Consider the following 21522-nt stretch of genomic DNA (forward strand, 5'->3'; position numbering starts at 1 on the left):
ATTCTCTATCACATCATTCAAAGACTAGCTCCCAAACCTATCTAACAAACTGTGGTAAAGCATCCCCAACACCAACCCCGGCCACCTCAATAAAGTGCCACCTGGAAACTCTACTTTAGGAAGAGAAGAAAACTCGTTATAACCCTCACTCTCCCCATAAATTGCATCAGCCAGAAGCTTGCCGGCAAAAGTTGCCGTAGGCACTCCATGTCCAGAATACCCCTGACTGTAATATAGGCCCGACTGCAACTGTCCTATACAGGGCATCCGATTCATAGTAATGGCCAGCGTACCCCCCCAGCCGAAATCAACAGCAGTATTTCCCAGCTGCGGGTAAACCCTCAACATATACTTGCGGACGAAACTGCGAATATCTTTAGGGAAATGCCTGGTGTAATTTTCCCCTCCCCCAAAAATTAAGCGGTTATCGCCAGATAATTTCCAATAATTTATAACAAATAGAGTATCTTGCAGTGCGAAGTCATTGGCTATGATTTCCCTAGCGAGCCCCTCCGGTAAGGGCTCTGTTGCCAGCACAAAATTATTTATTGGCATTATGCGCCCCGCTAAGCGGGGCTCAAGATCTTTCAAGTAACCATTGCAAGCTAAAATCAACTTTTCGGCCTTCACCTTTCCTCGTGCAGTTTTCACCGTAAAGGGAGAAGAGCTCGAATACCCTTGCACACCACTACACTCAAAAAACCTGGCACCGGCAGAAACTGCTGCGCGGGCAAGACCTAATGCAAAATTGAGAGGATGAAGATGTAGCGAACCAAAATCCAGCTGTGCGCCGAGATATCGTTTGCTACTTACAAGCTGTCGAACTTCTTCTTTATCTATATACTCAACTTGCCTGTAATCATATTTCTCTCTGAGCTCTTCAGTTTCATCCTGCAGATATTTATCGTGACTGGATTTCGCTGCAAGATGCATGATCCCGCGTTTTAAATCACATTGAATCTGGTGCCTGACTATAAGACTTTCCACCAGTTGAACAGCGTTGATACTCAAATCCCAGAGCTGCTTAGCGGTGTCGAACCCGAACATGGCTTCCAGATCACCCTGACTTCGCCTTTGTCCAACACCGACATGTCCTCCATTCCTTCCTGATGCGCCCCAACCAATCCTATTAGCCTCCAGAAGCACCACACGGTAGCCGCGCTCTGCCAAGTGCAAAGCACTGGAGAGTCCCGTATAACCACCACCAATGATGCAGACATCTGCCTCCACGTTACCTTCCAGGCATGGATACTCCTGAAGGTCGTTAGCTGTAGCGGCATAATAGGATTCCGTGTGCTCATCCAACCTATTCATCACCTTCATATTTCTACCAGATACCCTCAATGCCATTTAAATAAACGGCCCTGTTCCAATCGGCAGTATATAGTTCCTTTACACAGGAGGAATTATTTTCAGCGCAACGCTTTCCGGCACTGATCATAGAATTTCACTCAGGAAGAAAAAGTAAGCAATGGCTATCCAATGGATAAAATTACAAACTGGCTGGCAAATCACAATATTGCAGAAGTTGAATGCCTTGTTCCCGACATGTCAGGTAACGCCAGAGGAAAGTTCACCCCCACCGATAAGTTCTTAACTCAAGACAGCCGTTTACCGGAAAGCATTTTGGTGCAAACTGTCACGGGGGATTATGTCGACGAACACAATGAGCTTGTTGATCCAGCAGACACCGACATGCTCCTAATCCCTGACCCCAACTCAGTGCGCCTAAACCCTTGGGCCAATGATCCGACAGCACAAATCATTCATGACTGCCATTCTCGAGATGGGGACCCTCACCCTATCAGCACCCGTAATATTTTAAAATTTGTCCTCGAAAAATATGCAGACAGAGGATGGAAGCCTATTGTCGCCCCTGAGGTAGAGTTTTATCTTGTAAAAAGAAACCTGGATCCGGATGAAAAGCTATCCGCGCCTGTGGGAAGATCGGGACGCACAGAAAAAACCCGACAATCCTACAGCATTGATGCAGCCAATGAATACGAGCCCATCATTGAAGACATGTATGATTTTTGTGAAGCTCAGGGGCTTGATGTCGACACACTGATCCACGAATCAGGCACTGCCCAGATGGAAATTAACTTTCTACATGGAGATCCACTTCATTTAGCTGACCAGGTCTTTACCTTTAAACGCACAGTGCGCGAAACGGCTCTGCGCCACGGTATTTATGCAACCTTCATGGCAAAACCGATGGAAGACGAACCTGGAAGCGCTCTGCACTTACACCAGAGTGTGGCGGATAGAAAAACTGGTGAAAATATTTTTGTCGATAATACAGGAAAAGAGAGCAATAATTTCTTGCATTTTATTGGCGGCATGCAGAAATACACCCCCGGTTTTATTAGTTTTTTTGCTCCAAATGTAAACTCCTATCGCCGCTTTACACCTGAAATGGCCGCACCCACCAGTCTCCACTGGGGTTACGACAACCGAACAACAGGCCTTCGGGTTCCCGACAGCTCGCCACAAAGTAAACGTCTTGAAAATCGTTTTCCCGGAGCAGACTGTAATCCCTACCTTGCCATAGCAGCTTCTCTTGCCTGCGGGTATTTAGGAATGACCAATAAAGTCGCACCGAGCGCACCTTATCAGGGCGACTGCTCCAAAGAGTCAATTACACTTCCCCGCACCCAGGAACATGCCCTGACACTCCTATCAGATTGTGATGAAGCAACAGAAATGTTTGGCAGAAAATTCGTAAAAGCCTGGAGCGCAATTAAGAGAAATGAATATGAGGAGTTTAATCGTGTGATCAGTTCGTGGGAGAGGGAATTTCTATTATTAAATGTATAAATAACCGTTCCACTAAAAGCTAACAGAAATAATAAACTGTTATCGCCAAATTTATTTTTTCGGAAAAAACAACTCATCTTTCCCTCCCCAGAGGCAGAACATCACTTCCTAATTTGTGACCATCCGAGCAAAAATATCGAAAACAATTCAAATATATTAGTTTGCCATCACCTTTTTGTTGCCTAGATGCGTATGCAGGGTAATCTCAAGTTGCCCAATTAATTAGGGCAACCGGTTTGAGAAAGCGAACGCCACTGCCGCTACCGCGGTCCCTTCCTGGCGACGGTTATCTTCTGCTGTCTTACCACATAAAAATCCAGCCTGTATTGGCCAACCAGATTTAATACGGTCCCCACAAGGGAAATACGGCTGTATACCGGCGGATTCATATATAAAAAAGCTATAAAAGGGAAAGCTAGCAATGAAGCATTTTGTAGGACTAAGCTGCACTTTAGCCTTGGCTATTAGTGCACATGCTGTTGAGCGCGTCCCCGCCACGGCGGACATGCTCTCACCACAAACTTTAGCTGCCACCGGCGGATCGGATATGGCGCTCGAAAAAGTTCGTGAGCGCACTCTCGTCAACGGCAAAACCGTAGCCCGCTACCAACAGACTCACAAAGGCATTCCTGTCTACGGCCAAACAGTAACCAGCTCCGGGCAGGGTCTGATTACTGAGGTTCGCGGCAATGTCATCACTGGGCTGGAACTGGAAGTACCCAATATCAAAGCATTTATCAATGAAGATAATGCTATTGAGCGGGCAATGGACCACCAGATCAACTGGCGCACGCAGCAGGGCGTTATCCAGGGAGCCTTGTCAGTTCAGGCTTTGAAGCTGGAAGCACATAACCCCAAAAAGAAACTCTACGTCTATATCGATGAGCAAGACAATGCCCGCTTGGCTTACCTGGTCAACTGGGTTGAGTACGGCGATGAACCCACACGCCCCTTCTACTTTATCGATGCAATGACTGGCGAAGTTCTCAAGCATTGGGACGGCTTGAACTTTGCACAAAATGCAACAGGCCCAGGGGGCAATTCAAAGACCGGGCGCTACGAGTATGGTACCGATTACCCCCACATGATTGTTGACGACAGCTGTGCCATGAATACGGACAATGTCGAAACCGTTGATATGAACCACAGCACGAGTGGCGGTAGCATCCACTCGTTCACCTGCCCGGACAATGACTATAAGTCAATCAACGGCGCTTACTCACCACTCAATGACGCACACTTCTTTGGCGGTGTGGTCTTTGATCTCTATAGCGACTGGTACAACACATCCCCTCTCACACAAAAACTGAGAATGCGGGTGCACTACAGCAACAACTACGAGAATGCCTTCTGGGATGGCAGCCAGATGACATTTGGTGATGGCCAGAGCTACTTCTATCCACTGGTTAGCCTCGATGTTTCCGCTCACGAAGTCAGCCACGGCTTTACCGAGCAAAATTCGGACTTGAATTACTACAATCAGTCCGGCGGTATCAATGAAGCCTTCTCTGATATTGCCGGTGAAGCTGCCGAGTACTATATGCGCGGCAGCAATGACTGGTTGGTAGGGGCCGAAATCTTTAAGTCCAGCGGAGCACTCCGCTACTTTGAAGATCCAACTGACGATGGCAGCTCCATCGGTCATGCCGATGATTACTACAACGGCATGGACGTGCACTACAGCTCCGGCGTCTTTAACCGGGCCTTCTACCTACTGGCGAATACCAGCGGCTGGAATACCCGCACAGCATTCGACCCCTTTGTTCTTGCCAACCAGATGTATTGGAGTGCCAATACTGATTTTGAAGATGGTGCCTGTGGTGTTTTCTCTGCAGCATCAGATTTAGGCTACGACACTGATGACGTTGTTGCCGCATTCTCCACGGTAGGCGTTTCCACCAGCAGCTGCGGTGGCGGCGGTGGTGGTGGCGGTGGTGGTAATGAAGGCGGAGAACTCGAAAACGGGGTTACCGAGACTGATATTGAGGGCAGCAGTGGTGATGAAGTTCACTTCACCCTGGATGTACCCGCAGATGCCACAGGCCTGTCTTTTGCAATGTCAGGCGGAAGCGGTGATGCCGACCTCTATGTTCGCTTCGGCAATGCTCCAACCACCAGCACTTATGATTGCCGTCCGTACACTTCAGGCAACAATGAAACTTGTGATATCGCTGACGCTGACCTACAGGGCGGAACCTATTACGTCATGGTGCGCGGCTACTCCTCCTTCTCCGATGTCACCCTGGTAGGCAGTTACACCGGTGGTGGTGGCGGTGGTGGTAGCGACAGCTGGGAAGAAACCAACCTTTCTGGTTCCCGCAACAGCTGGCAGCACTTCACCATTGAGGTTGACGCTGGAGCTTCTACCCTGAGCGCCGTAATGGAAGGTGGCAGCGGAGATGCAGATCTCTATGTCCGCCACAGCCAAGAGCCTACCCGTACAGCGTACGACTGCCGCCCCTACCAGTGGGGCAATGACGAAAGCTGCACCATCAGTAATCCAGATGCTGGAACCTGGTATATCAGTATCCGCGCTTACTCTGCCTACTCTGGCGTTACCCTGAGTGCAAGCACTGAGTAATTGAGCTGATTTCCACCCAGCAGGTCTCTGCTGGGTGGGCAAGCTCTAGATCGATCAAAGGATCGGTGGTGCACAAACAAAAAAGGCGGCCATATTGGCCGCCTTTTTTAATCAAACCCAGACAAATTATTTATGGCTTGGGTCTTTCCAGTAGTCCTTCACGGTATCTTTCATCTCCTTGGCCAACACAGTAATACCAAACAGGTTGGGCAAGGTCATTATCACAATGGCCACCGCAGAGAGGTTCCAAATAACTGTGGTGTCCTCAATCGCAGCCCAGAAGAATGCAATAACGTAAACGATTCGGTAAGGCATTACTGCCTTGGGGCCGAAAAGGTAAATCATTGAGCGGTCGCCGTAGTATGACCAGGCAATTGCTGTAGAGAAAGCAAACAGCAGAATTCCCAGAGTTACAATCAGACCACCGTATTCACCAAAGTAACCGCGCTGGAAGGCAAGATTGGTCAGGGCCACAGAGTGCACCAGGGACTTACCCCAAATATCCACATCTTCATTGGCAAACTTACCATCTTTCACATCCAGAACACCGCTGAAGCTGTCATCCCCCACACGGAAGTCCAGGTCTTCAGCAATAGAACGGGCGTGGATGAGGGTAAAGTCCTGGCTGTTCAGCGGGTGGCCGTCAGTCACAACAATGGAGCCGTTATAGGCCTTAACATCACTCTCCTGACCGCTCAAATACTTGAACAGCTGCTCAACATCCTGGGTATTCTTCTCATCGTAGCTACCCGCTACAACGTAAGTATCTGCACCTTCAAACAGGTTCTCGTGTTTCTCAGTCCAGACGCCAGAAGAAAGAATCACAAGTCCGGTTAAGGTACAAATGATAATGGTGTCGATAAAGGGTTCCAGCAGGGAAACCATACCTTCAGAAACCGGCTCGTCCGCGCGAGCAGCGGCGTGAGCAATAGGTGCAGAGCCCTGACCCGCTTCGTTCGAGAAGAGGCCGCGGTTCACACCACGGTTAAAGGCATAGGCAAAGCTCGCACCCAGGAATCCACCTACAGCCGCACTGCCGGTGAAGGCATCGCGGAAAACAGCCCCAAAGGACGGCAGAATATTTTCGTAGTTGTAGATGATAACGCCCAAGGCACCTATTACGTAGATAACTGCCATGGTGGGAACAATGGTGGAGGTCACTTTAGCGATTCGGGTAATACCGCCAATAATCACCATGCCCAGCAAAATCGCCAGGATGCCACCCGTCAGAGCCTTCTCAACACCGAAAGAATCGTGCATTGCCTGGGCAATGTTGTTGACCTGGGGCAAGCTGCCGGTACCGAATGAACAGATAACGGTCGCGATTGCAAAGAGCACCGCAAGCCATTTCATATTCAAACGGCGCTCCATGTAAAACATGGGGCCACCTGCGTAGTAACCATCCGCTGCTTTAATACGGTATTTGTGTGACAGGGTCACTTCCACAAACTTTGTGGTCATACCCAGGAATGCGGTCATCCACATCCAAAACAGCGCAGCCGGACCACCGAGGAAAATAGCCAAGCCAACGCCACCGATATTACCGGTACCTACGGTACCCGACAGTGCTGTGGCCAATGCCTGGAAGTGGGAGGTATCACCCGGGTCTCCGGGCTTGTCGTACTTACCGCGTACAATCTTGATCGCATGCCCAAAATAACGAAGCTGCGGAAAACCAAGATAAATGGTGAAAAAGAAACCGACTCCAAGTAACACCCAGGGGAACCAAGGTGCTGAGCCGAGCATGCCGTCTATTAACAACAGCAGATTGTTAAAGGAATCCAAACTAACCCCCCACTACTCTGACTTATTTCTGTTTGTTTTATATACAGATACAACTGTAATTTGTTGCGCAGGTTAGCAGCTTACGCGGCACGAGAACAGTAATGTCGTATTATTCGGCCACTGGGAAGAAGTGAGTTCGGTGGGGGAAGAGGCCAAATTGCCCTCCGGTATGAATAAAAACCAGGTTGTCTGAGCCCTGGTAATTTCCTTTTTTTAACTCCTGTAGCAGACCATGAAATGCTTTGCCGGTGTAGACAGGATCGAGAAGAATCCCCTCCAGACAAGCCAACTCTTTAATAGTCTGGTAAACCTCTGGCTCCGCCACCCCGTAAGCGGGACCTTTATAGTCGGCATTAACCAAAATCTTGAGAGACTCAAAATCAAGCGATACACCAGACTGTGCCATCCACTGCGAAATATCCTCACGCACTTTCACTTGGAAATAATTTGCACTGTCGCAAACGGCGAAACCCGTAACATTCGTACCGGCTTCCAGCAAATGGCACCCCAAGGTCAAACCCGCTTGGGTCCCACCGCTGCCAGTAGCGCATAAAATATGATCAGGCGAGAAGCCCCTATCAGCACAGTCTGCCAATAATTCCTGAGAGGCCGAGATATAACCCCAAATGCCTAAACCGTCGCTGGCACCAGTGGGGATACAGAAAGACTTCTGCCCTCTGGACAGATACTCAGCAGCCCAGCTGTCAAAGAGGCCCTGTAAATTCCGAGAGTATTCTTCCGATGAGTAAACCGCAATTTCAGCGCCTGCCAACTCATCCAGTAAAAGGTTGCCATCGGGGTTTGCAGTGCGCTCGCCACGTAAAATCAACTGAACCTTAAATCCCAATCGAGCCCCCACCAATGCAGTGGTGCGACAATGATTGGACTGCACTCCGCCACAAGTGATCAAAACCTGAGCCCCTTGGGCCCGGGCCTCAGCGGCAACAAACTCTAGCTTGCGCAGTTTATTTCCCGACATACCGGACTCGGTAAGATCATCTCTCTTTATCCAAATCCTGGGCCCTCCATAAGGAAGGGAGTAAAGATCACTGATTCGGTCTAACGACTGCAGAGGTGTGGGCAGGTTCGCCAGGCGCAACCGCTTAGGCAACTCTATTGGCAGGCTCTTAAGCACGGTGAATTAAACCTGTTATGTCTAATTATTAGTTTTATCGATGTGACTCAGTAAGAGGACACCTCTAGCAAAAAGTTTCCGCAGAGGTAGAACCAAGCTTGCTGAGTAAGCGGATAGAGGACTAGCTTTGAAAAATGAACATAAGCATGCCTTTCAGTGCTATTTATTGCTATTTGCCTAACCTGTTTTTTTATTGAAAAATTAATCAGACAAATTAGTCCAGCCTTTGATTAATTCCGCAATTTTTCTGTGGGCTTTCAAGGCACAATAAATACTGCCCGCTCAAAAATAGTAACCAAAAAAAAGCCCGGCAATTGCCAGGCTTTTTTAGTTACGACATTCAAAGATAAACCCTGAATAGGATTAGATCTTTTTAATCGTACCTTTGGGTAATACTGCGTGCACAGCTACTTTTTGGAACTTCAAAGACATGCTGTCTGCAACTTCCAATACGATGTAGTCCTCATCGACCTTGTCGACGCGGCCCAGCATCCCGCTGCTCATTACAACTTCGTCACCCTTTTTCAGAGCGCCAACCAGCTCTTGATGCTCTTTCTGGCGCTTGCGCTGTGGGCGAATAATAAAAAACCACATGAATGCAAACAAACCCGCAAACATCAGCAGGGTTATCATCGGATTACCCTGTGCTGCCGGCGCCGCTTCCTGTGCCATGGCGGAGGGGATAAAAAAGCTCATGCAAAACCTCAAAGAGTCAGCCTATTAAATTGCCGCCAACTCTAACGGGTTTGCCCCGCCGAGGCAACGGATTGGGCCGATCCCGTAGAGACCGGCCAAACCAATCCACACTCAGAACCTCTGGCGGACCTGCCGGCGGTAGCCAGTGGGAGACATCCCGGTCCAGCGTTTGAACGCGCTGGTAAAACTGGTTCGATCAGAGAAATCGAGAATTCGTGAGATACCATCAACGCTCAGCGCAGTATCTTTGAGGAAATGCACCGCGTGACGAAAACGAACATGGTCACGTAAAGATGCAAAACTGAGGTTGTGTTCCTGCAACCGGCGTTGCAGAGTCCGGGTGGACATACTTAGGTCGGACGCTACCGGGCGAATAGCGAGAGAGGCCTTACCGATACGCTGCTCCAGCACATCTATTACCCGTGCGGCAATACCAAAACTGGTTGCTTCGGGGGGGGCCAGCAGCTGGTCGAGAATATTCGGGTCTCCGGATATTCTGGCCTGCTGAAGTGATTTGTCTTCAGAGAGCGAAGTCTGGTCGGGCTGAGTATGGTTCATCGAGCTGCTCCTATTGAGTTCCGTGAGCCGCAGTTATTTTTCTATGTCCGCATCCAGCGAATCCCGGTTGCCCCTGCCCACACCAACACAACATCAACTTCGGCGGACGACTACGTGATGCGGGATGCACCAAAAAACAGACATCGAATCCTTCACAGAGATGTACAATTTTTAAACTAACCGCTCCGGCAATTCCCGCAGAGAGACTCTCTCTAGCCGGCGCACCTTTCCTTTACAACTGCCAGTATAGACCAAGAATTAAGAAAGCAAGGGGCGACAGTGCTTTTTTTCATCTTATTGTGTACCAAGGGCCAAAAATACTTACTTTCGGTACCCACGTGTCGCCTTTGAGTCCGAAAGGTAGGGGCTACAGCAGACCAAGCACCAGTCCAGCCCCGCCCCTCAGAGTCTGGCAATTAATCCAGGTTCTCGCCAATCCAATTCAAAACATCAGTGTCATGGGTCTTGGTTTTAACTTTGTCGATAATATGGCGAAGGCGCCCACTCTTATCAATAATAAAAGTTGTTCGCAGAAGCCCCATGTACTCCTTGCCCATAAATTTCTTCAAGCCCCAGCAGCCATATTTATCAGCAATCTTGTGTTCTTCATCAGATAGCAAATCAAAATTCAGTTCGTGCTTGTCGATAAAGCGCTGCAACTTTGCTTCTGGATCCGGGCTCACCCCCAACACAACAGTATTGGCTTTTTTAAATTCAGCCGCACTATCGCGAATCCCACATGCCTGAGTGGTACAACCGGGGGTAAGTGCTTTCGGGTAAAAGTAGAGGACGACATTACTTTTGTCACGAAAATCCTTAAGTGACACTTTCTCGCCACTTTGGTTGGTCAGCGTAAAAGCCGGAGCCAAATTACCGATCTTCGGAAAAGCCATCTGATATCCCCTATGGAACAGTTAAGAGTAAAGCGGGGATTATAGCGAAAAGAAACAAACGAGACGCCAGTTCTATAGAGAAATCAGAACTGCTGCAGACGAAACTCTTTCTCTTTCCTGGCACAAATGCCAAAACGACCTAACTTCTGCACCAGCTCCGCCTTTTCAGCTTCGGTGAGGAACTCCCCGACTTCAAGGCACCCCTCAGGACCACTAAAGTTTACCGAAGCCATTTCGGTAGCACTGCTCCCCATCCTTACGAGTACTGCCAACTTATCGCGGGCGAACTCCCGGTGATACACCGTTTGCTGCCTGAACCCCTTACAGCAATCCAGAATTACCAACTCCTCATTGATGCGTATTACTTCTCTGCGGGTCCCTTCGAGGTACACGTAGGTAAACAGGATGCCCAGCAGGATCATTTCAAGCCCGGCAAAGGGAAGAATCATCCAGGCTCCCGCCATCGCAAAAGCGAGGCTGATTCCAAGGGATACCCCAACCAGGGAGAAAAACACCCACAGATTGCCGGAGAGGGACAGGGACTGGTTAGGCTGCAGCAGGATACAGGCGCAACGGGCGGTGTTGCGGCCAACTTCAGTGACCATAGCAGGGACATCCGGCAGATATATAAAATCAGTGTAGTGCCGATGGCGGCAGCTCACACGAAGATACTGACCGGGAAAGTTTCCTGGTCCGGGCCGGGGTTTACAAAATTCAGGCATAAAAAAACCCACACCTCAGTGTGGGTTTTTGGGAGAGGTCTGCGGCCAAGGCCTGGGACCTGTCACTCCCTATTACGGCAGCAGGTGTGCTACTGCATCACGCTCTTCCGCCAGCTCCTGCTCGGTAGCAGACATTTTCTCGCGGGAGAAGTCGTTGATGTCAACGCCTTGAACAATTTCCCAGTCGCCGTCTTTGCAAGTGCAAGGGAAAGAGTAAATCAGGCCTTCCTGAATACCGTAAGAACCATCGCTGAATACAGCCATGCTGGTCCAGTCACCTTCAGCGGTGCCCAGAGCCCAATCGCGCATATGGTCGATGGCAGCGTTGGCAGCGGAAGCCGCAGAGGAAGCACCGCGCGCCTTGATGATAGCTGCACCGCGCTGTTGAACAGTCGGGATGAAGTCGTTTTCGTACCATTCCTGCTCCACTTTATCCATGGCTGCAGCACCGGAAACCTTCACTTGGTGCAGGTCTGGGTACTGGGTGGAAGAGTGGTTGCCCCAAATGGTCATATGGGTGATGTCGTTAACGCTGGAATCAGTTTTGTTTGCCAGCTGAGACAGAGCGCGGTTGTGATCCAGACGGGTCATCGCGGTGAAGTTACGCGGGTCCAGGTCTGGAGCATTGCGCTGAGCGATCAGGGCATTGGTGTTAGCCGGGTTGCCAACAACCAGTACTTTTACGTTACGAGAAGCAACGTCGTTCAGGGCTTTACCCTGTGCAGAGAAGATAGCAGCGTTAGCTTCCAGCAGGTCCTTACGCTCCATACCCGGTCCACGGGGACGCGCGCCTACCAGCAAAGCGTAATCTGCATCTTTGAACGCAACAGTAGCATCATCGGACTGAACGATACCCGCGAGCAGCGGGAAAGCGCAGTCTTCAAGCTCCATAGCAACGCCTTTCAGCGCTTCCAATGCCGGAGTGATTTCCAGCAATTGCAGAATAACCGGCTGATCTTTGCCCAGCATTTCGCCAGAGGCGATGCGGAACAGCAACGAATAGCTAATCTGACCGGCAGCGCCGGTAACAGCAACACGTACAGGTGCTTTCACGATAGTTCTCCCTCGTTTGTAAGCGGCCGCATTATAGGGCCTCGCGAGTAAATTTCATCTTACACAAGCGAAATAGCGGCTCAATTTGTATGACAAAACCTCTCAGACTGTATTGGACACTCTTTGCGAGTGATTATGTCAGCGCCAATTCCCGGTAACGCGTCTGCAGTGCCTTGTAAACCTGGTCACTGTAATCAGCAGCAGATGGGTCCAAAAGTCCGGCAATTTCCGCTAGATGTTCATTGTCTTCACGGCCCGCCCAGTTTTTTACATAGCTGCCATCTTTGTAACCGTTATCCTGGCGGAATCGGTTGAGTACATTTTTACCAACATATCGCTGGTACAACTCAGCAAAAGACATTTCTGCATCGGCCAATAGTTGAGCAAAGCCAGCAACATCAAACTGTTTGGTGGCCAGGGTGTTCAAGGTGAAAGACTCGAGGTTTTCACGGAAATCACCCGCCGTACGCTCGGAACCGGCAAACTCCTTCAGCATGATCCCAGCCACTTCCTGCGGAGAGCCTTTTTGCAACTCAAGGCTCAAACCGAAATGCCAGATATCCACCAATTCAAGCTTCACCTGATCCATTTCTGGAAGCTGCTTCTTCCACCACTTCCAACCGTAATGGTCTAACAACTCTGCACTTTCTACCCAAATAGCGCGGTACCAGGCAAAGTTTTGCTCACGCCAGTTTTCATTTACTACTGTATTAATCTGGTCTTGCAGAGTCAGCATGACTTGCAACTGCTGCTTCATCATAGGGGAACATCCAATAGACCCGGATCAAACTGCCCGGGGGAATAATCTGAAAAAGTTTTCTGAGGTGATTTCGGCCAGCTCTTCGTAGGGAATACCGCGTAAATCAGCGATAAATTCTGCCACTTCACGCACATAGGCCGGAATATTGGGCTTACCCCGATAGGGCACTGGAGCCAAATAAGGGGAGTCAGTCTCAACGAGCAACCGATCCAAAGGCAGCCTGCGGGCGACATCCCGCAGCTCCTCGGCATTTTTAAAGGTCACGATGCCGGACAAAGAAATATAATAATTGAGATCCAGGGCAGCCTTGGCCATATCCCAGCTCTCGGTAAAACAGTGCAGAACACCTGCGGTATTGGTATTACCGTGCTCTTTAATGAGAGCGATAGTATCTTCCCGCGCATCTCTCGTATGCACAATAACCGGAAGCTCTGCCTGCCCCGCCGCTTTCAGGTGTGCAATAAAGCTCTGCTGCTGGATTTCCTGGGTGTCAGTGCTGTAGTAGTAATCCAGGCCTGTCTCCCCCAATGCAACAACATTGGGCTGGTTAGCCATTTCTACCAGTCGCTCAACATCCGCCATGCCGGAGTCGACATCCAGCGGGTGCACACCAACGGAACAGACTACGTCCTCGTAGCGGGATGCGATTTCAACAACCGCATCGGCGTTTTCCAAACTGATACCGACACAGAGGAACTTGCCAACACCGCGACTGCGGGCCAGGTCCAATACAGCATCCAGATCGCCATCAAATTTATCGAGCTTAAGTCTGTCCAGGTGACAGTGAGAATCAACAAGCATTAGAGAGTTACAACGTATGGGTTGGGCGGCTGGATTCTAAGGTTCCCGCCAAGTGGGTTTCAATCTTGTTTTGCGCGATATTGTCCTTATCGCCAAATTGAACTCCGATTCCGGGAGTGCGGTTGCCTTGAGCACCATTGGGCGTAATCCAGATCACTTTACCGGCAACCGGAATCTTTTCCGGCTCATCCATTAAGCTCAGAAGCAGAAAAACCTCATCGCCAAGGTTGTACGATTTATCCGTACTGATAAATAAGCCACCATTCTTTACGAAGGGCATATAGGCCGCATAGAGCACAGATTTATCCTGGATTTTCAGTGACAGGATGCCGTTGCGGGCACCGCCTCCCATGGCTTTCATGGACAACCTCAATGTTTATATTTCTAAATGATGCGCTAACTTATCTAAGCCCGCTGCCTGTGTCCAGGCAACGTCAATTACCCTACCCGACTTGTGCAAGACGCCTAAGCAAAAAGCTTCGCCCAACGAATAAATAATTCTTCCAGCAGCAAACGACGATTGGGGTTAGCTGTGCCCAGTAACCCTTTCCGCGCCTGAAGCAAATGATCGTAGAACGCAAATACTGGCTGCAAGCTTTGCTCACTCGACCCCGGCAACCTCTGCAAAAGAACCATTAGCTGGGCATCTCCACTAAGATCACAACTGCGAATCTGCACCATCTGGGTTAACCAGTGCTGCCAGAAAAGCAGTAGTTGAACCAATTCAACACCCTCGGCCGGTGTTTCCCAACGGCCCGCTGTAGAGACTGAACTTGCCGTACCCTGAGCTACAGCAACCAAATCTTTAAAAAACTGCTCGCGTACTTCTCTCGACTTGGGCTCGGCCAGCTCCGCCGCCAATAATGGTGCCCCGCCTGCCAGAGTTAAGACACGCTGTGCCAGCGGCTCTTCCAGCCCATTGCTGTATAGCCACTGTAGCGCCACCTCTCCAGTTGGGGGCGGAAAAGCTATAGATTGACAGCGACTTCGAATGGTTGGCAAAAGGCCTGTGGGGGCATCGGTGATCAACACAAAGATAACGGAGGGTGCCGGCTCTTCCAGGTTTTTCAACAGGGCATTGGCTGCGTTGACATTCATCGCCTCCGCCGGCGACAAACAAACCAGACGCGCCCCGCCCCGCCCACTGGTGCGGGAAACAAAGTTGCCCAGCTGACGGATCTGTTCCACTTTCAGTGGGCCACCGGGCTTTTCGGGTTCAACTTGTAGGAAATCAGGATGCGAGCCAGCCATCCACAACCGACAATCCTTACACTCCCCACAGGCCTGACCTGCCCTCGGCTGTTCACATAGGGCCAACGCGGTAAAAGCAGCTGCGAATTGTCGCTTTCCCAACCCCTCCGGGCCAGTCAACAGCAAAGCGTGCGGGCAGCGACCCGCCTGCAACTGCAACCCCAACCGCTGCCATTGCTCGGAGTGCCAGGGAAGAGGTACCGGTATCGATTTATACTCAAAAGTTTCAGGCACAGACATCAGCCACAATTCTTATCATTTAAAAATAGATTCTGGGGCAAGATAGCTTAAAGCAACAGCTCCAATTGCTTGGCTAGATCCATCTGCACCTGTTCCAGAGATTGGCCGGCATCCACAACCGCGTAACGGGCAGGCGCAGCTTCAGCTCGATCGCGATAAGCCGCACGCACCCGCTGGAAGAACTCCAGGTGCTCACTCTCAAACCGATCCGCTTCCCCAGTGCGTGCAGCTCGCTGTAGCCCCACTTCTGGGTCGAGATCCAATAAAAGCACTTTATCTGGACGCAAATCCCCTTGAACTGTCTGCTCCAACTGCTCGATCAACTGTCGATCCAGTCTGCGACCACCGCCTTGGTAGGCATAGGTAGCATCGGTGAAGCGATCACAGATCACCCAATCCCCACGTTTTAAGGCGGGCAGTATAACCTGAGACAGATGTTGCGCGCGGGCGGCAAACACCATCAATAATTCCGCCGTGGGATCAACGGATTCATCCCGTTTGGCCAATAACAGCTCGCGCAGCTGTTCTGCCAATGGGGTGCCTCCCGGCTCCCGGGTTTGGATAAAGTTAATATTGTGCTTTTTGAGCCACTCGGTGATGAAGAGTAAATTGGTAGATTTCCCCACCCCCTCTACACCCTCGAGGGTGATGAACTTGCCGTGCGACACTAATTCTTTCCTTTTGCCGGACTCGAGCGGTAATCCGCGCGCCTTTTCAGCTGATACTCCCGCACCGCACGGTTGTGCTCTGTCAGAGTCGCTGAGAAATGATGAGATCCATCCCCTTTGCCAACAAAATACAAGCTCTTGCCGGGCTTTGGATTTAAAGCGGCCCGAATTGCCGCTCGGCCAGGTAGGGCAATCGGCGTAGGGGGAAGGCCATTGATAACATAAGTATTATAAGGTGTTGCCTGGCGCAGGTGTGTACGGGTCAGATTTCCGTCAAAGTCCTCACCCAAGCCATAAATTACGGTGGGGTCGGTCTGCAAGCGCATACCTTTATTGAGCCGGCGTACAAAAACACCGGCTATTTCACTGCGCTCAGATGGCTGCCCTGTCTCTTTCTCGATAATCGAAGCCATGATTAAGGCTTCATAGGGCGACTTGTAGGGCAGATCATCCCCTTTTGATTGCCACTCCTCATCCAGTACCTTTTGCATCCGATCATAGGCCTGACGCAGCAGTTCAATATCTGTGGTACCGGACCGGTAGACGTAAGTATCCGGGAAAATCCAACCCTCAACCTCATCTTCCTTTAGACCCAGGGCCCGGGCAGCGGCACTGACATTGCTCCCCTCTTCGGACTGAACGATTCTTTCACCGGAGCGGATTTGTCGCAGGGCCTGGCGAAAGGTCCAGCCCTCTAATAGCGTAATGCGATAGCGGGTAACTTCACCGCGATTCAGGCGCGCAATCAAGTCCCGCGCGTTACTGCCAAAGGGAACTAAATACTCGCCGGAATGGATTTCTGTTGTGCCCTCCCAATAGGCATAGGCGAGAAGTATTTGCGGCCACTGGATTACCCCTTCGCCCTGCAGGCTTCGCAGCGTCCGGGACAAACTTCCGCCCTTTTCCACCTGAAGCGTAAGCCCATCTTGTGCAATCGGCAGGGGGGATTCCAAGGCTTCCTTTGCCACGTATAGAGAGGCAACTGCTACCAAGCAGGCTAATACCAGCCCGCCAAATAACAGCTTCAACACTCTCCAAGCGAAACTCGCTTGCTTTTTCTTCACCACAATTTATCCAATATCAGCTTCTGTAGCTTGCGGGTCTCGACACCCACAGGCCAATTTTTGTAACCGATTACCTCTACTACCGGTAATACACCTCGAACACTGTTACAGAGAGCCAGCTCATCGGCCTCACAGAGCTCGGAAAGCTCCATGTCTTCCTCTTGCCAGTGGATATGGCTCGAGAGCCACTGCCGCATCACACCATGAACACCACACCGGTGCAGGGATGGAGTCATCCACTTCCCACCAAATCGGGCCAGGATATTACAGCGCAGGGTTTCGATGACCCTTCCCGCCGAATCCAGCATCAATCCATCGAGAAATTGACCCACCGGCAGCTCTGCTTTTGCCGCATTATATCGGTTACGGAGTAAAGTTTTGCAGCCCTGGTTCGAATTACTACCGATCGGCAAGCTCGTCGAACAAGGAAAAAGGCTAGTGCCCACCTGCCCCTCAGCAGTTTCAATCAGCGGCCGCAGCACCAAATCCCAACATTGCTGCCCGCGCACACTGCCAACACGCAGGCGCGCAATCGCCTCAGGCCAGCGACAGCCGGCTGTCAATTTTAACGTCGACTGCTCAATTTCTCCCAGACAGGCCTCATCCAACACTCCCGAACGCTCCAGGCGAGCGCGGTGGAAAGACCAAAGCGGTAGACCTTTGTTGTGACAGCGCATTGTTTCGAGGATTCCACCCGAGTAATCAGCATCATCTGGCAACTGATCAACGGCCAGCCCCCGAAAGTACATTTGAGGTAACTGGTACATGGAGCTCCCAAGGCAGGTGCGCCCACCTCGCGGTGGGCACGGGAATCAGACTCGCTTGAATATCAGTGACCCATTGGTGCCACCGAAACCAAAGGAATTGGATAGGACTGCATTGATTGCCATCGGCTGGGCCTCTTGGGGCACCAGGTTAATACCGGCACAGGCCTCATCCGGGGAGAAGAGATTGATAGTGGGGGGCGCAACCTGGTCGCGCAATGACAATACCGAGAAAACGGCTTCAATAGCACCGGCAGCCCCCAGCAGGTGACCGGTCATCGACTTGGTAGAACTCACAGCGAGGGAGTCCGTCACCCCCGCGAATACTTTTTTAACCGCCAGGATCTCAGCTGTGTCTCCCAGCAGAGTAGAAGTACCATGAGCATTGATATACTGGATATCACTTGGGCTCATACCGGAATCTCTCAAGGCATTTTCCATTGAGAGAGCAGCGCCAGCGCCATCTTCCGGAGGAGAGGTCATGTGGTGGGCATCACCACTCATACCAAAGCCGGCTACTTCTGCATAAATCTTGGCTCCGCGAGCGATTGCATTTTCGTACTCTTCCAAAACGAGTACCGCAGACCCTTCGCCCAGTACAAAACCATCACGGTCTTTATCCCAGGGGCGGCTTGCTGATTGCGGATCATCATTGCGGGTGGACAGCGCCCTTGCCGCACAGAAACCGCCGAGCCCTACCGGGGTGGTAACCATTTCTGCACCACCACATACCATCACATCGGCATCACCGTGCTGAATCGCACGCACTCCGAGACCAATCGCATGGGTTCCTGTGGTACAGGCTGTTGTCACTGCCAGATTGGGGCCTTTGAGGCCATATTTAATCGAGAGGTTACCCGCAACCATATTAATGATGGCGCCAGGTACAAAGAAAGGTGATACACGGCGAGGGCCTTTTTCGGCAATCAGCAATGAATTATCTTCGATAGCCAGGATACCGCCCATACCAGAGCCAATACAGGTACCCACGCGCGGACCCAGCTCTTCGGTTACCTCCAGGCCGCTATCTTGCATAGCCTGAATACCGGCAACCAGTCCGTACTGCAAGAAAGTATCCATCTTGCGCGCTTCTTTTGCGGGCATGTATGGCGTGGGATCAAAATCCTTTACAGTAGCGGCGAAGCGGGTTGAAAAAGCCGAGACATCAAATGTCTCAATCGGAGCAGCACCATTAGCTCCCTGTAGTACCCCAGACCAAGTATCCTCTAGGGTGTTACCTAACGGGCTAACGACTCCCATTCCGGTTACAACAACTCTTCTTTGCGACACTGCGCTCCCCCCTGAAATTTTCTGCTACCGTCCTTCACCAATGTAGTTAAAAGAACAACATCCGGCCAACAGTCACAATTCCGTAGTACCAATAACAAGAAAGCCGCGCTATGAAACATAGAACGGCTTTCAGAATCGCTCGGCTAGGTACAGCATATTGAGCTGCCCGTGCCTAAACTACCCAGCAGGAATTAACCAAGGTTATCCTTGATGTAATCCATTGCCAGCTGAACAGTAGTGATTTTTTCAGCTTCTTCATCGGGAATTTCAGTTTCGAATTCCTCTTCCAAAGCCATAACCAGCTCAACTGTGTCGAGTGAGTCAGCGCCCAGATCTTCAACAAAAGAGGCTTCAGGCTTAACGTCTTCTTCCTTAACGCCCAGTTGTTCAGCAACGATCTTTTTAACGCGCTCTTCAATGCTGCTCATGATTCAATTTAACTCCTAGTGGGTAAAAATCTGTTTTAGTCGCTATTGTTTTTCACCGTATCCAATGTTGTTGGTGATAACGACCGGCTCACACAGCTTTTGGATAATTCAGAGGCCATTGTACCCCAAGTTTTTCGGGATGTAATGTGCGGCCCCTCAACACCATCAGCAAAAACATAAATATCTCTAAAATCAATAAGTTAAAGAGACATTTTGAAACACAAACTACGCCATGTACATACCGCCATTGACATGAATTGTCTCGCCGGTGACATAGCCTCCCGCATCACTCGCCAGGAAGGAAACCACCGAAGCAATTTCTTCCGGCTTCCCGAGCCTCGCGAGAGGAATCTTACCCAGAAGCAACTCGCGTTGCGCTTCAGGCAAGACTTTTGTCATATCAGTATCAATAAAGCCGGGGGCTACGGTATTAACCGTGATTCCTCGGGAGCCCACCTCTGAAGCCAGGGAGCGGGCAAATCCTCCCACACCAGCTTTGGTCGCCGCATAATTGCTCTGACCGGCATTACCCATACTACCTACGACGGAGCTGATATTAATAATCCGCCCCCATCGCGCCTTGGTCATATCGCGCAGGCAAGCCTTACTCATGCGATAGACCGCGGTCAAATTCGTATTGACGACTGAATCCCACTCGTCATCCTTCATGCGCATCAACAAGTTGTCCTTGGTGATGCCAGCATTATTAACCAATATCGCAGGAGCACCAAACTCATTTTTTATCGCTGCATGAAGCTCGGAAATACTTTCCGCATTGCCCACATCCAGAACTTTACCAGCACCTGCGATACCGGCTTCTGCGAAGCGGGCGCTTATTTTTTCAGCACCGGATTCGCTGGTGGCAGTACCAATAACTGTGGCACCCATTCCACCGAGCATATCTGCAATTGCCGCACCAATACCGCGACTTGCACCTGTCACTAAGGCAACTTTACCCTCAAGGGACATCTGTAAGGTCATTCTCACTTATCCTTATTCGACTACTGGACTACTTTTTGAGCGATTTATACCGCTGTAGCTCGCAGAGCTTCATTAAAGTTACTGGGGCTATCGATTGCGTGACAGGAAACACTTCGGTCGACACGTTTGATCAGGCCAGATAAAACCTTACCCGGACCACACTCAACCATTTGCTCCACTCCGGAGCCAATAATTTTTTGTGCGCAGGCAGTCCAGCGAACCGGGCGATAAACCTGCTCGATCATCAGGGTCTTAATTTTTTCCGGATCCGCTTCAAGCTCAGCGTGGACATTGTGCACGATGGGTATTTCTGGCGCGTTAAATTCTGTCGCCTCTATTTGAGGGGTCAGCTTTTCCGCCGCAGGACGCATCAGCTCAGTGTGGAATGGGGCACTGACCGGAAGAGACATAGCCTTCTTTGCACCGGCAGCTTTACAGGCTTCGATGGCGCGCTGCACCGCCGCGCTACTTCCCGCAATAACAATCTGGCCGGGAGAGTTGTAATTCACCGCAGCAACTATTTCACTCTCAGCAGAAGCAGCACAAGCTTCTTCAACAGCTGCATCATCAAGACCGATGATCGCAGCCATAGCGCCCTCCCCTACGGGAACCGCCTCTTGCATCAAGCGGCCGCGCTCGCGAACTAAATGAACCGCATCTTTAAATGCCAGAACGCCAGAGCACACCAGTGCTGACCACTCGCCCAAACTGTGACCGGCCATAAATGCAGGCTGGGCACCGCCGCGAGAGCGCCACATGCGATAAAGGGCAACACTGGAAGTCAGTAAGAGAGGCTGGGTACGCTGGGTGAGATTAATGGCTTCCTGCTCGCCATTCTGGCACAGGTCCCAGAGGTCATAGCCGAGCACATTGGATGCTTCGGCAAAAGTGGCCTGAATTTCAGGCGCCTCTTGGGCAATCTCAGAGAGCATACCTATTTTCTGGGAACCCTGCCCCGGAAAGACAAATGCGAGTGCGGCATTGGTCATAAGATATCCTTAACCTAAATGTGGCTGATTTCAGTAAGGGAAAACT

General features: G+C 50.7%; 21 protein-coding genes. 2 read left to right on the forward strand and 19 right to left on the reverse strand.

The window, feature by feature from the left end; all coding sequences use genetic code 11:
- Positions 1 to 24 precede the first annotated feature (24 nt).
- A complete protein-coding gene (locus ACJJI4_RS11030) occupies positions 25 to 1314 on the reverse strand; it encodes an NAD(P)/FAD-dependent oxidoreductase (RefSeq protein WP_444928224.1) in 1290 nt (429 codons plus the stop codon).
- 168 nt (positions 1315 to 1482) lie between these two features.
- On the opposite strand from ACJJI4_RS11030, the gene ACJJI4_RS11035 reads away from it, so the two are divergent.
- Positions 1483 to 2817 (forward strand): glutamine synthetase family protein, encoded by a 1335-nt coding sequence (locus tag ACJJI4_RS11035; protein ID WP_444917466.1) that lies wholly within the window; start codon positions 1483 to 1485, stop codon positions 2815 to 2817.
- 421 nt (positions 2818 to 3238) lie between these two features.
- Positions 3239 to 5398 (forward strand): M4 family metallopeptidase, encoded by a 2160-nt coding sequence (locus ACJJI4_RS11040; protein WP_444928105.1) that lies wholly within the window; start codon positions 3239 to 3241, stop codon positions 5396 to 5398.
- A 126-nt stretch (positions 5399 to 5524) separates the two neighbouring features.
- Here ACJJI4_RS11040 and ACJJI4_RS11045 read toward each other — a convergent pair whose 3' ends face one another.
- The 18 genes from ACJJI4_RS11045 to fabD all read right to left on the reverse strand — a co-directional run bounded on the left by ACJJI4_RS11045 (position 5525) and on the right by fabD (position 21476).
- Complete coding sequence (locus ACJJI4_RS11045; protein ID WP_413662275.1) at positions 5525 to 7183, reverse strand: alanine/glycine:cation symporter family protein; 1659 nt, start codon at positions 7181 to 7183, stop codon at positions 5525 to 5527.
- Between the two features lie 109 nt (positions 7184 to 7292).
- A complete protein-coding gene (locus ACJJI4_RS11050) occupies positions 7293 to 8318 on the reverse strand; it encodes a D-cysteine desulfhydrase family protein (protein WP_444928106.1) in 1026 nt (341 codons plus the stop codon).
- A gap of 363 nt (positions 8319 to 8681) precedes the next feature.
- The gene (gene yajC, locus ACJJI4_RS11055; protein WP_282932486.1) at positions 8682 to 9014 is read right to left on the reverse strand and encodes a preprotein translocase subunit YajC; all 333 of its coding nucleotides are present in this window, start codon (positions 9012 to 9014) and stop codon (positions 8682 to 8684) included.
- A 111-nt stretch (positions 9015 to 9125) separates the two neighbouring features.
- Positions 9126 to 9572 carry a helix-turn-helix domain-containing protein gene (locus ACJJI4_RS11060; RefSeq protein WP_020415217.1) on the reverse strand — a complete coding sequence of 149 codons (447 nt, stop codon included), beginning with the start codon at positions 9570 to 9572 and terminating at the stop codon, positions 9126 to 9128.
- A 416-nt stretch (positions 9573 to 9988) separates the two neighbouring features.
- Entirely contained in the window at positions 9989 to 10465 is a 477-nt protein-coding gene (gene bcp, locus ACJJI4_RS11065; RefSeq protein ID WP_282932483.1) for a thioredoxin-dependent thiol peroxidase, read from the reverse strand.
- 83 nt (positions 10466 to 10548) lie between these two features.
- Positions 10549 to 11187 (reverse strand): DUF2244 domain-containing protein, encoded by a 639-nt coding sequence (locus tag ACJJI4_RS11070; RefSeq protein ID WP_413662277.1) that lies wholly within the window; start codon positions 11185 to 11187, stop codon positions 10549 to 10551.
- 72 nt (positions 11188 to 11259) lie between these two features.
- On the reverse strand, positions 11260 to 12240 hold the full coding sequence (locus ACJJI4_RS11075) for a malate dehydrogenase (protein ID WP_282932481.1): 981 nt from the start codon (positions 12238 to 12240) through the stop codon (positions 11260 to 11262).
- 133 nt (positions 12241 to 12373) lie between these two features.
- Positions 12374 to 12997, reverse strand: coding sequence for a dUTP diphosphatase (locus tag ACJJI4_RS11080; protein ID WP_444928225.1), 624 nt, complete (start codon positions 12995 to 12997; stop codon positions 12374 to 12376).
- Between the two features lie 27 nt (positions 12998 to 13024).
- On the reverse strand, positions 13025 to 13801 hold the full coding sequence (locus tag ACJJI4_RS11085; RefSeq protein WP_444914004.1) for a TatD family hydrolase: 777 nt from the start codon (positions 13799 to 13801) through the stop codon (positions 13025 to 13027).
- Between the two features lie 7 nt (positions 13802 to 13808).
- The gene (locus tag ACJJI4_RS11090) at positions 13809 to 14162 is read right to left on the reverse strand and encodes a PilZ domain-containing protein (RefSeq protein ID WP_413662279.1); all 354 of its coding nucleotides are present in this window, start codon (positions 14160 to 14162) and stop codon (positions 13809 to 13811) included.
- 104 nt (positions 14163 to 14266) lie between these two features.
- A complete protein-coding gene (locus ACJJI4_RS11095) occupies positions 14267 to 15292 on the reverse strand; it encodes a DNA polymerase III subunit delta' (RefSeq protein WP_413662280.1) in 1026 nt (341 codons plus the stop codon).
- 47 nt (positions 15293 to 15339) lie between these two features.
- Positions 15340 to 15960 carry a dTMP kinase gene (gene tmk / locus ACJJI4_RS11100; RefSeq protein ID WP_282932477.1) on the reverse strand — a complete coding sequence of 207 codons (621 nt, stop codon included), beginning with the start codon at positions 15958 to 15960 and terminating at the stop codon, positions 15340 to 15342.
- Entirely contained in the window at positions 15960 to 16991 is a 1032-nt protein-coding gene (gene mltG / locus ACJJI4_RS11105; RefSeq protein WP_444928226.1) for an endolytic transglycosylase MltG, read from the reverse strand. Before mltG ends, tmk begins: the two co-directional genes overlap by 1 nt.
- Positions 16992 to 17020: 29 nt before the next feature.
- Complete coding sequence (locus ACJJI4_RS11110; protein WP_444896975.1) at positions 17021 to 17791, reverse strand: aminotransferase class IV; 771 nt, start codon at positions 17789 to 17791, stop codon at positions 17021 to 17023.
- Positions 17792 to 17836: 45 nt separating this feature from the next.
- On the reverse strand, positions 17837 to 19078 hold the full coding sequence (gene fabF / locus ACJJI4_RS11115) for a beta-ketoacyl-ACP synthase II (RefSeq protein WP_413662282.1): 1242 nt from the start codon (positions 19076 to 19078) through the stop codon (positions 17837 to 17839).
- A 191-nt stretch (positions 19079 to 19269) separates the two neighbouring features.
- A complete protein-coding gene (gene acpP / locus ACJJI4_RS11120) occupies positions 19270 to 19506 on the reverse strand; it encodes an acyl carrier protein (protein ID WP_020415205.1) in 237 nt (78 codons plus the stop codon).
- Positions 19507 to 19731: 225 nt separating this feature from the next.
- Entirely contained in the window at positions 19732 to 20475 is a 744-nt protein-coding gene (fabG, locus tag ACJJI4_RS11125) for a 3-oxoacyl-ACP reductase FabG (protein WP_282934677.1), read from the reverse strand.
- A 56-nt stretch (positions 20476 to 20531) separates the two neighbouring features.
- Positions 20532 to 21476 (reverse strand): ACP S-malonyltransferase, encoded by a 945-nt coding sequence (fabD, locus tag ACJJI4_RS11130; protein WP_444928107.1) that lies wholly within the window; start codon positions 21474 to 21476, stop codon positions 20532 to 20534.
- Between the last annotated feature and the right edge of the window lie 46 nt (positions 21477 to 21522).

The organism is Microbulbifer maximicatervae (SeqCode), assembly GCF_052467305.1.